Below are 12,242 nucleotides of genomic sequence, written 5' to 3' on the forward strand. Positions count from 1 at the left end.
CCTCTTTTTACGCTGCGCGTTACGCCATGCCCCGCCACAGGGGATGAGACCGGGTTCAAAAAACCGCGTTTCTAAACCTTATCTGAACTGATCCACAGAAAGATGACGCTAAAATTGTAGGAATGTGACAGCAAAGTTATATTTCACCGTAAAAAAACCGGTTTAACCCCAACGGGCCTGGCGCCTTCGCTGCGAGGATGTGGTGTTGTCAGAGTGGCTTTCCGTACTGTTATTTATCGCCTCGGTGGCGATATACGCCTTCAAGGCTGGCCGTAACACCTGGTGGTTCATCGCGACGCTGGTGGTGTTAGGCCTGTTCGTTATTCTGAACCTGACGCTGCTCGCCAGTAACTATTTTACCGGCGACGGCATCAACGACGCGGTGCTTTATACGCTGACCAACAGCCTCACCGGCGCGGGCGTCAGTAAATACATTCTGCCGGGCCTCGGGCTTGCCGCGGCGCTGCTGGCGGTCTTCGGGCTGCTCACCTGGATCCTGCGCCGCCGTCGTCACTTGCCGTATCACTTCGGCTATAGCTTTGCGGCGCTGCTGCTGGCGCTTGCCTCGGTGGATGCCAGTCCGGCGTTTCGCCAGATAACCGAGCTGGTGAAATCCCAGACCGCCGAGGGCGATCCGGATTTCGCGGCGTACTATAAAGAGCCGCAAAAGCGTATCGATAATCCGCAGCTCAATCTGGTCTATATCTACGGCGAAAGCCTGGAGCGCACCTATTTTGACGACCAGGCGTTTGCGGACCTGACGCCGGAGCTTGGGGCGCTGAAAAACGAAGGTATTGATTTCAGCCATACCGCACAACTTCCCGGCACCGACTACACCATCGCGGGCATGGTCGCGTCCCAGTGCGGCATTCCGCTGTTCGCGCCGTTCGAGGGCAACGCCTCCGCGTCGATGTCGAGCTTCTTCCCGCAGAACCTCTGCCTGGGCGATATCCTGAAAAACTCCGGCTATGAAAACTACTTTATTCAGGGCGCCAATCTGCGCTTCGCCGGTAAAGACGTGTTTCTGAAATCTCACGGCTTCGATCATCTCTACGGGGCTGAAGAGCTGAAAAGCGTGGTGGCGGACCCGGCCTACCGCAACGACTGGGGCTTTTACGACGATACGGTGCTGGACGAGGTCTGGAAAAAGTACGAAGCGCTCTCGAAAGCGGGCAAACGCTTTTCGCTCTTTACGCTCACCGTGGATACGCACCACCCGGACGGTTTCGTGTCGCGCACCTGCAAGCGCAAGAGCTATTTGTTCGACGGCAAACCGAACCAGTCCTTTAGCGCGGTAAGTTGCAGCCAGGAGCACATCGCGGCGCTGATTAATAAAATCAAAGCCTCGCCTTATTTTAAAAATACCGTCATCGTGGTCTCGTCCGATCATCTGGCGATGAACAACACCGCGTATAAATATCTCAGCAAGCAGGACCGCAATAATCTGTTCTTTATTCTGCGTGGCGACCAGCCGCAGCAGGATCTGGTCGCGGTGAAGCGTAACACAATGGATAACGGCGCCACGGTGCTGGATATTCTTGGCGGCGATAACTATCTCGGACTCGGGCGCAGCAGCCTTTCCGGCCAGTCGCTCTCGACGGTCTTCCTGAACATGAAATCGAAAGTGCTCGCGTGGAAACCCGATATCATCAGCCTGTGGAAATTCCCGTCGGCGATAAACGATTTCACTGTCGATACGCAAAAACAGACTATCGCGTTCTCCGGTAGCCATTTCCGTCTGCCGCTGCTGCTGCGTGTGGCCGATAAGCGCATCGAGCCGCTACCGGAGAGCGAATATTCCGCCCCATTGCGCTTTCAGCTGGCGGACTTCGCCCCGCGCGATAACTTCCTGTGGGTGGATAACTGCTACAAAATGGCGCGACTGTGGGCACCGGAGCTGGCGCTCTCTACCGACTACTGCGTCTCGCAGGGCCAGCTTGGCGGCGAGCAGCGCGTACAGCGGGTCGATAAAGCGACATGGCAGGGTAAAGCGGCGTTTCGCGATACGGTCATCGACACTGCGCGCTACCAGCGCAACGTGGAGACGCTCAAAGTGATGGATAACGACATCCGCTATCAGGCCGACAGCTTTATCTTCAACGTGGCGGGCGCGCCGGAAGAGGTCAAACAGTTCTCCGGCATTTCACGCCCGGAGTCCTGGGGGCGCTGGTCCAACGCGCAGCTTGGCGAGGAGGTGAAAATCGAATATCGCAAGCCTCTGCCAGAGAAATTCGCTCTGGTCATCACCGCCAAAGCCTATGGCCCGAACGCGGGAAAACCGGTGCCGGTGAAAGTGGGCGACAGCCAGCAAACGCTGACGCTCGGCAACGAAGTATCGACGACCACGCTGCATTTCGACAATCCGACGCGCAGCAATACGCTGGTCATTGTGCCGCCGGATCCGCAGTCCACCAACGAAGGGAACATTCTCGGCCATTCGCCGCGCCGTCTCGGCATCGGCATGGTGTCGATTAAGGTGGTTAACGCGAGCGGGTGATCCCGCTCGTTACCCGAGCCGCTTTCTGCGTTTCTCGGAATACATCACGTTGTCGCTCTCTTTGATCATCTCCAGCAGCGACTCAAACCTGCCGTCATCCCGGTTGAGCATTCCATAGGAATAGTTGATGTTATAAGGCTTGCCGGCATGCTGGTTATGCGCGTCAAGGCTTGCGCGCAGCTTTTCAAGGAACGGCTGGACATCGCTCTTGCGGGTCAGCAACACGGCGAACTCATCGCCCCCCAACCGTCCGGCGATATCTTTCGGGCCCAGATGCTGGCGCAGCTGCGCTGAGAACACTTTCAGTACCTCATCGCCTTCGGCGTGGCCCCACAGATCGTTAATAGGCTTAAACTTATCGAGATCAAAATAGAGGATGCTGAACGGCTCGGGATTATCTTTCAGCAGGGTAAAGCGCTTTTCACCACTGCGGTAAAAGCCGCGGCGATTGGGAATGCCGGTCAGGCTGTCTGTCATCGCCATACTGATCACGTGAAACTCATCCTCTACGATAAACGCCAGATCTTTAAGGCTCGCGATATCGTCATCGCTAAAATCGCGCGGCGTGGCGTCGATAAGACAGAGCGTGCCGACCACCGCGCCATCCGGCAGACGCACCGGGTAGCCCGCGTAAAACCGGATAAACGGCTCGCCGGTCACCAGTGGGTTGTCGTGAAAGCGCTCGTCAAGACGGGCGTCGTTCACGATAAACGGCCCCTCCTGCAAAATCGCATGCCCGCAAAATGACACGTCACGCGTGGTCTCGCGCGTGTTCAGCCCCTGGCAGGCCAGCAGCCACTGACGGTCGCGATCCAGCAGGCTTATCAGCGCCACCGGCACATGAAAGAGTTTTTTCGCCACGCGCGTCAGGCGCTCGAAACGCTCGTCATCCCTGGTATCGAGCAGATCCATCATATACAGCGATTTCAGTCGCTCTTCTTCGTTCTCCGGAATACCAGGAAATTTCATCGTTTACCTCCGCTCAATGGCAGCGCCCTTCTGTTGTTGAAAAGCCAGTGTGCCAGAAAATATATGCTGCCAAAGCACGGAGTATAGGCGGAAAACCAGCGGGTTTACGAAACGGAAAACTCTGGTTTGCGCGCCGCCCCGAAGGAAAGCCCCGGGTGCGGCAACGGCTGCGTCGTCAGGCGTTCGGTTTCAGCCGGTTCGCCACCACGATACGCGAGCGGCCCATCTCTTTGGCGAGATAGAGCGCGATATCGGCGTTTTTCACCAGATTGTCACGGCGCGCGTGATCGGGCCAGGTGGCGAGACCAATGGATACCGACACCGTGCCAATCTCCGCGCCGTTATAACGCAGCGACAGCCCGCTGACCTGCGTCAGAATGCGCGTCGCCAGCGCGTGCGCCTGCGCTTCTCCCATGCCGGGCAGCAGCACCAGAAACTCTTCGCCGCCATAGCGAAACGCCTGCGCCGTGTCGCTAAGCGTGGCCCGAATAACACGGGCAACTTCTTTGAGCGCCGTATCGCCCGCGTCATGACCATACTGGTCGTTAAGCGTTTTAAAGTGGTCGATATCAATCATCAGACAGCTCACTGGCGAGCCGGACGCCTCCGCCTGGCTGATGCAGGCGTGCAGCGCATCTTCCAGGTGATAGCGGTTGCGCATGCCCGTCAGCGAGTCGTACATCGCTTTTTCGATCAGTTCATCGCGCAGCTTCTGGTTCGCCAGCGCCAGCGCCAGCGTCTCGGCCATCAGCTCCAGATAGACATACGGCGGTTCAATCTCTTCATTAATTTTCTCAAACGACAGCAGCCCGATGGTTTCATTCTGGGCGATCAGCGGCACGCAGATCGCCTTCGGTGCGGCGAATGTCGAGAGATGTTTACAGGGAATATCCACCAGGTCACGGCCAGGACTGTGCATCTGTCCGCGGCGCAGCGCCCAGCACTCGTCGGGCGTAAAAGCCGCGTCGCCGCCGGAGACGTCAAGCCAGCGGGCGACGCAGGTCATCAGGCTTTCGTGCGCGTCGAGCACATACAACCGGCCCGCCAGCCCCGGCGCGATTTGCGGCGCGAACAGCCGCGTCAGCTCGATAATATCGTTGCGCGTTTCGCTGCCCTGTAATCGCTGGGTCATGCGCGACAGCAGCCGCCGGATGGCCCAGTCCGCGTCGCGCTCCTGCTCAAGTCGCTGACGCGCAAGACCATTTTCCCGAAAGATATGCACCGCCTGCGCCATATCGCCGATTTCATCCACCTGCTGCAACAGCGGCGCTTCCACCGCGTAGTCCTGCGTCGCCAGCCGGTTCACGACATCGCTCAGCTTCACCACCGGTTGCAGAATGCGGCGCTTGAGCACAAACCCCAGCACAAACAGGAACAGCAATGCGGTCAGCGCCACCATGATTTCGGAGAGCGTTCGCAGCCGCATTGAGGCGTCGGTGGCTGCCTGGATTGTGGCGCGGGTGCGCTGGTCAAGAAGGCTTCGAAAATGCGCGAACTGAAAATCGACCTGATTGAGCTGATGTTCATAGTCTGCGCTGAAAAGCAGATGAATGCCGCGCTGACTGTCGCCACTGGCGATAGCCTGCATTGCCTCCTGCTGCTCATCTTCCAGCTCGCGCGCCTGAGCCAGGCCCTGGCGTAAATGCTCAATCTCTTCAAGCGTGGCCCCGACATCCTGCAATGACGCCAGCTGATTTTCATCGCGGGTCGCCGTCGCCAGCTTATCTTTCCATGCCTGTAGATCTTCCGCCTGGCGGGTCACCGCGTAGAGGCGGGCAATCTCAGTCAGGGAGTAGACTTCCTTTTCAATCTCTTCCGTCAGCCTGTCGAATACCGCGCTTTGCCGCACAGCCGCCCGCTCCTCCTTATCAGCGCCGGAAGCCATCATCAGCACCACGCCGGAGGCGAGAGTCAGCGCGACCGTCACGCCATAGGCAAAGTTGGTAATCGTTGCGATGCGCACAAAAGATCCTGTTGGTTGTAAAGCATGTCAGTCGTTACCGCGCGGCGGGCACTGCCAGGATCGCGTCGGTTTTATCCTCGGTCTGAACAGATAAATTATAGAGACTGTTAATCGATTCTTTATATAAATGAATCGAAAGGGCTACGCGCCTGACGCCGATAAAAATCGACGCCATAAAAAAAGCCCCCGCCGCGAGAGCGACGGGGGCCTGTTACCCGAAAACGCTTAGAACGTTTCCCAGTTATCGCTGCCCTGCGCGACCACCGGCTTACGCGGCGCGACCGGCGCGACGCTTGCCAGCACCGGGCTGACCTCACGCGGCTTTTCGCGCGCGTCCTGGCTGATGCGGAACACCGCGACAGACTGCGTCAGGCGGCTCGCCTGCTCTTCCAGTGCGGCGGCGGCGGCGGCCGACTGCTCTACCAGCGAGGCGTTCTGCTGGGTTACACGGTCCATCTCGGCGACGGCCAGGCCCACCTGGTCGATACCGCGGCTCTGCTCGTCAGAAGCAGAAGCGATTTCACCCATGATGTCGGTCACGCGGGTAACGGCGCTCACGATCTCGCCCATGGTCTCACCTGCGCTTTCCACCAGCGTCGAGCCCACGTCCACTTTGCTTACGGAGTCTTCGATAAGCCCCTTAATCTCTTTTGCCGCCTGCGCGCTGCGCTGCGCCAGGTTACGAACTTCACCGGCCACTACGGCGAAGCCGCGGCCCTGTTCACCGGCACGCGCCGCTTCTACCGCCGCGTTCAGCGCCAGGATGTTGGTCTGGAAGGCGATGCCGTCAATCACGCTCGTGATATCGGCAATCTTCTGGGAGCTGCCGGCGATATCGCGCATCGTCTGCACCACGTTGTCCACCACTTTGCCGCCTTTCTGGGCGGTTTCCGACGCGCTTAACGCCAGCTGGCTCGCCTGACGGGCGTTTTCGGCGTTCTGTTTCACGGTCGCGGTCAGCTCTTCCATGCTGGCGGCGGTCTCTTCCAGAGACGCCGCCTGCTCTTCGGTACGGGAAGAGAGATCGTTGTTACCGGCGGAGATTTCGCTGGCGCCGCTGTAAATCGCGTCCGCGCCGTTACGCACTTCACCCACGGTGCGCACCAGTTCGCCCTGCATATGTTTAATGCTGGCGGCCAGCTGGCCCATTTCGTTGGTGCCGTCCACTTCAATCTGGCGCGCCAGATCGCCGCTCGCGATATGGCGAATACTGTCAATCAGACGGTTAAGCGGCGTGATAAGCGTGTTCTGAATCCCGAACCAGACGCAGACAATCACGCCCAGCACTACGGCCAGCACGCCAACCAGGATCCAGATAGCCATGCTGTAGGAGCTGTTGCTGTCTTCCACTGCCAGCTCATACAGGCGGTCATTCTGCGCCATGTAGGTGGTATAGGCTTTCTCGAAACCGTCCTGGTATTTCTGGGTCGGCTGGTCGAAAAATTCGTTGATTTTCCCGGCGCCGAGCAGCTGGATAAGCTCCGCCAGTGCGCCGTGGTAGATGTCGTAGTTACGCTTAATTTCCTGCGCGTACTCTTCGCTCTGGCGCGGGTCGCGCGGCAGGGCCTGATAATCCGCCCAGTGCGTTTCCGCCTGCTTCAGCGAGGTGCTGGCTATCTGCATCAGATCCTGCACCGTCGCGCCGCTGCCCATGTTGCTGGCGTCCATCATGTAGCGGATGCCGGCGCGGTTTAAGGTATTACGGGTCTGAATCAGCGCAACCCAGCTGCCGTTCAGCGTGGACTGCTGCTGGCGAATGGTTTGCAGAACCGTAAAATTTTCCTTGTCACTTTTAATGGCGTTAAAGAACAGGCCACCCGAAGCCATTTGCAGCAGGCCAAACAGGGCCAGAACAAACAGCAAACTGGTTACAACTTTTATGCGGTTTAACATGGTTTCTCTTCCCGATACGACAGATGGAGAGAGTTTCGGCATTACCCCCAAAAACTTTATATAGATAAGCGCCCTAAAAGGCCGATTTTTGTACTAATTTTGGTGGGGAAAGCACCATAAATACGCAGTGTGTGACGCAGGTCATATTGTGACTTTGAGGAAAACAAATTAAGCACAGCTTAATTTCCGACTTCAGCATCACGAAATAGCGCTTAAGTGCAAAGCGTCAGCCGTTTGCTCGAAAGTGGAGCGAAAAGAGTGAAACAGGCAAATCGCCTGTTTCACAAAGCATTTATTTATTTTTTTATCGAACCGTTCGCGTCAAACAGCGTATCCCACCGGCGGATCTCGCCGGTTTCAAAGGTGAGGCAGCCTTTCATCATCTGGCGAAAATAGCGTACCGAGGCTTCATTATTGCCGGGCACGAAATTTGCGTAATCGCGCGCCGTCGCACGCGCGCGCAGCTTCACAATATAAACAGGGCAGATAAGCTCCACGCTGCCAGTCGAAAACAGGTTCACTCCGTGGATAAAGAAGGCTTTCTCATCACGGCCCGGCATCTCCTGTGTGTGCCAGACCGCTTCGGGAAACATCGCCGTTGAAAATCTCTCGTCATCGACCCGGTAGTAGTGCGGTTGTGGGTCCACCAGCCCAATGGAGACCAGCGAGCCATAAACCAATGTGCTCCAGACGGTAGGAAACAGCAGGACGATAAAGACCACCGCTGCACAAGCCGTCACTAAAAATTTTTTAATGGCCCCGCCGCTCTTGTGCTCGCCGCCTTTATGCGAGTAATGCACAATGGCCGGCAAAAACGCCAGAAAGGCGAACAGGCTGATAAATACCCAGGCGAAAACCATAGCCCAGGAGCCTTCGCCGCGGCTGGAGTGAATAAGAAAACCCGCAGGTATGGATACAGACAGAGCAGGTAACAGGATAAAAAGCGTATTGGCGATGATTAATCCCAGCCACATTAATATCAACCAGACTCTCTGCCATTTGCCAGGTTTCAGCGTGCGCAAAAGAAACCCGGTATTAAAATAAATCACCAGTAAGGTCGCGGTGATAACTGTAAGGATAAGCACTTTCTGAACGCTAAAGTCATATTGGCCGGTCAGTTTTTTCACAAGCGTGGTATGCGGCAGGAAAACCAGCGTCAGGTAAACAAACGAGACGGCAAAGCAGATCCAGGGCAGCTTTTTATTAAACGGCTGCTCAGGGTCGCCGGGGTTCACTTCGCGATGCGCCAGTAAAATCGCGCTGGGCAGAACCAGCGTAAGCGCTGTCGCCAGTGAAAACGCGGCGGCGGAGACCAGCAGCGAGATCAGGCCGATATTAAAGGAAAACGCGCCCATCAGAAGATCGAGACGTCCGATACTGACCAGATAACTCCAGATAATCGCGCCAGACAACAGGGTTGAATAAGGTAATAACGCGACGAAATATTTACTGACTTGCTTCACCAGCGCTTTTATCTTGTCACTCTCCGTGCTCATCTCTTTGTTCCTTTAACAACCGTATCGTTAGCGGCCAATATACCGGAAAACATTCCCGGAAATAATAACGGCGGCCAGTGCTGCCCGCCGTTAATAATAAAGGCGCCACGGAGGGCGCCTTTATTCATTACCGCAAAGATGCCGGTTTATCAGAAGTTCCAGCTAAAGCCCGCGTTGACGCTGTTGTCCTGATAGTTCTCTGAAATCAACCCGCTGTAGCCGAGCGACAGATGCGCGTTGCGGTTCAGCGCCACGTCGGCGCTCGCTTTCAGCACGGTGCCGTCGCGCGATGCCGACACGCTGTTGGTCACAAACGGCGTGCTGCTGCCCTGGAATTTCAGGCCGGTGGCGCGATCGAGCTCGCCATACTGGTGCTGCCAGCCCACTTCGCCGCGCAGCGCCACGGTCGTTTCGGCGGTGGCGTCCCACTCCAGGCCCGAACGCAGGCCGAGCGTGGAGAACGTCGCGTCGGTGTGCTGTTTGTCGGCACGCAGCGCCGTTGCCCCGCCCTGCTCGTTGATGCGGTTGTTTTCAAAGTTCACGTAAGAGACGTTAGCGAACGGCTCAACGCTAACCATCCCCGCCGCCAGTTGATAACCCGCTTCCGCGAAGAACTGCTCGGTACGGGCGTTATATTTCGCGTCGGCGTGATCCGACTGCGCGCCGTAGCGCACCGAGCGGCTGGTGTCGAAGCGGTGCCAGGTGTAGCCCGCTCCTGCGCGCAGGGCCAGTTCGCCAAGCTGTTTGCCGCCATAGACCGCCAGATGGTAGTTATCGCTGTCCGCGTTCGCGCCGTAGCCGCCGTCCAGCGACGTGCGGGTATAGCCGGTCGCGACGCCCATGCGCCAGTCGTCGGCGTAAGCGGAATCCAGCCCCAGCAGCACGCCGTACGTGGAAGCCTGATACCCGGTGGCGTTCTCATCGCCGGAGGCGTGATCCCACGCGCCCAGCAGCTTCGCCCACGCACCGCCGTCATCCGCCGCCACCGGCGAGACGCTGGTCAGCCCTTCCGCCTGACGCAGACGCTCGTTAAGCGTATCGCGCAGATAGCGGCTGTCATTAATTTGCGCCGAGGCGATATCCGCATGGATCTGCCCGCCGAGCTGGCGGAACGCCTGACGCGCCTGCGCGACCGAACCGGTGGCGAGAAGGCTCTCGTACACCGGATTGCCTGCGCCGAGCGTTTCCAGCGCGCCGGCGACAGCGCGGCCGTTGGCCGTATCTGCCACGCTGGCAAACGCGGTGTCGTTACGCGCCACATCCAGCGTCACCTGCCCGCCCGCGTAGCCCAGCGAGGTGCCGAGGAACAGATAATCCGGCGCCACGGTGTCGAACTGACCGGTCACGCCGTTGGTTGCCGACAAAATGTTGTACTGCTGGCCCAGCAGGCTGCGCACTTCCGCCTGGCTTAGCAGATTGCTGCTGTTCTCAAGCGAGACCGCCACTTCGCCGCCGTTCAGCGCAATAGCGCCAGTGGCGTTAATCACGTCGCTGCGCCCGTCCGGCGAGACTTCCACCGCGTAGCGCGAGCCCGGCTGGAAGGTTACATCGCCATTGACGTTCAGCGTGCCGATGGAGTTGCCCGGCGCGACAGTCCCGCCGCGCGCCGCCGTCAGCGAGCCGACCGTCCCGTTACCCGCCAGCACGCCCTGCTGCTGTACGGTCACGTCAGAGGTCAGGGAGCCATTGACCACCAGCAGGCCATCGTTCACCAGCGTCGGGCCGGTGTATGTGCTCGCGCCGGTCAGCCACAGCGCGCCCGCGCCCTGCTTGGTCAGGCCGCCGTGGCCGGAGATATCGTTCGACCACAGATCCATCGCGCACTGAATATCGTTACAGGTGCGCGCCAGGTTGGTGCCCGCTTCGACTTCTTCGCCGATGCCGGGGATATCGGCGATAAACTGCGACGAGCCGTAGGCGACGCCGTCCGGATCCGGCACGCGGAATTCTTCAGGAATATCTTCCACGGTATAAAACATGCCCGGCCCATGAATCGCCTTGCTGAGATCGATCATCCCCCAGCCGTACAGCGCGTCAATGCCCGGATCGCCCATATCCACCGTGGTGGTTTTCAGCACCTGGGCGATTTGCTCGCCGGTCATGTATGGGAAGCGCTCCATCAGCACCGCCACGCTGCCCGCCACATGCGGCGCGGCCATCGAGGTGCCGCTGTAGTTGGCGTAGTCGGTAGTCAGCGTCTCAGGGCTGGTGCCTTCAATCACCGAGCTGTAGATACGGCTGCCCGGCGCCGAGACGCAGAAACTCGCGGTGTAGCCGCAGCGCGAAGAGAACGTGCTGAGGGTGTAAGGAATGCTGTTGGCGGAAGCCGGATCTTTCATCACGCTCGCCACCGTCAGCCAGTTCGGCGCAATATCCGGCACGAAGTACGCCAGGCCTGCTATCGCATCGGGGTTGTTGAGGTTGTAGTCATTACCGGCGGCGAAAATGGTGACGATGCCGCTGCGGGCCGCGTCGATGGCGCCCTGATACGCGCCGCCTGGTTTGGTGCCGAGGATCTGTTTTATCTGATCGAACTGCGCCTGCGCGTCAGCGACGGTGAAGTGCGGATAGGCCGGATCTTTCCCGCCCTGATCGAATTTCTCGGTAATACCGATGCCCCAGCTGTTGTTGATGATGCGCGCGCCGCTGTCCATCAGCGCATGCCAGCCCGCCTCGTACACCGCGCCGTCATTGCCGAGAATAATGCCGTCTTCCGGGCCGGGGTCGCCGTTCTCGGCGCTGATTATCTGGGCGTTAAATGCCACGCCATGCATCGCTCCGCCGTCGCGGCTGCCTGCCGCGATGCCGCCGACGTGGGTGCCGTGCGCGCCCAGTTCGCCGTCGGAATCCACAGACGGCGTACCGTCATAGCGGAAGGCATCGCCCTTTTTCACCGGGATATAGGGGTCGGTATATTCACGAATACCTTCCGTCACCAGGTTAATGACTTTATTGGCGCCGGAGAATTCGGGGTGTAACGCGTATACCGGCTGATCGAAAATACCGAGCTTAATCCCTTTGCCGGTATATCCCGCCGCGTAAGCTTCATCAGCGTGGATCGCGCCGAGGCCCCATTCGGCATTATATTCGCTGCTGCGCCAGCTCGCGGCGTCGCCCGCTTTACCCTGCTCGATATAATTACTGGCCGCCGCCTGCCCGATACCGGCCAGGCCTAAGGCTATCGCCACCGCGCTCATGCGAATACGACGCCCGCCCCGTGCAGGCGAATATCCCGCCTGAACAGGTTCCACTGCTCTGCTTCTGTTGATCATCCCAGAGACCGTCCATTGTTAGTTTGCAAGGGGCCAGACGTGCCAGCCCTTATAGTCATAGGTATGACGCGCGGCCACCGGGGCCGTCGCGGATATAAAGGTTAAGCAGAATTTATTTATTTTCGCCAGCCCCGTAAAAAGCGCAGAAAATT

6 protein-coding genes are annotated in these 12,242 nt (G+C 58.5%); 1 reads left to right on the top strand and 5 read right to left on the bottom strand.

Going from position 1 to position 12,242, the window contains the following annotated elements; all coding sequences use genetic code 11:
• Positions 1-205 precede the first annotated feature (205 nt).
• Complete coding sequence (gene opgB, locus AFK63_RS15630; protein WP_038865186.1) at positions 206-2,497, top strand: phosphatidylglycerol--membrane-oligosaccharide glycerophosphotransferase; 2,292 nt, start codon at positions 206-208, stop codon at positions 2,495-2,497.
• Positions 2,498-2,506: 9 nt separating this feature from the next.
• On the opposite strand, the gene AFK63_RS15635 is transcribed toward opgB, so the two are convergent.
• The 5 genes from AFK63_RS15635 to AFK63_RS15655 all read right to left on the bottom strand — a co-directional run bounded on the left by AFK63_RS15635 (position 2,507) and on the right by AFK63_RS15655 (position 12,015).
• Complete coding sequence (locus AFK63_RS15635) at positions 2,507-3,466, bottom strand: sensor domain-containing diguanylate cyclase (RefSeq protein WP_038865188.1); 960 nt, start codon at positions 3,464-3,466, stop codon at positions 2,507-2,509.
• Positions 3,467-3,641: 175 nt separating this feature from the next.
• Positions 3,642-5,429 (bottom strand): sensor domain-containing diguanylate cyclase, encoded by a 1,788-nt coding sequence (locus AFK63_RS15640; protein ID WP_038865190.1) that lies wholly within the window; start codon positions 5,427-5,429, stop codon positions 3,642-3,644.
• A 225-nt stretch (positions 5,430-5,654) separates the two neighbouring features.
• Positions 5,655-7,322 carry a methyl-accepting chemotaxis protein gene (tsr, locus tag AFK63_RS15645; RefSeq protein WP_038865192.1) on the bottom strand — a complete coding sequence of 556 codons (1,668 nt, stop codon included), beginning with the start codon at positions 7,320-7,322 and terminating at the stop codon, positions 5,655-5,657.
• A gap of 296 nt (positions 7,323-7,618) precedes the next feature.
• Entirely contained in the window at positions 7,619-8,818 is a 1,200-nt protein-coding gene (locus AFK63_RS15650) for a hypothetical protein (RefSeq protein ID WP_038865194.1), read from the bottom strand.
• A 149-nt stretch (positions 8,819-8,967) separates the two neighbouring features.
• On the bottom strand, positions 8,968-12,015 hold the full coding sequence (locus tag AFK63_RS15655; protein ID WP_038865196.1) for an autotransporter serine protease: 3,048 nt from the start codon (positions 12,013-12,015) through the stop codon (positions 8,968-8,970).
• Positions 12,016-12,242: the final 227 nt, after the last annotated feature.

The organism is Cronobacter muytjensii ATCC 51329 (assembly GCF_001277195.1).
GTDB classification, from domain to species: domain Bacteria; phylum Pseudomonadota; class Gammaproteobacteria; order Enterobacterales; family Enterobacteriaceae; genus Cronobacter; species Cronobacter muytjensii.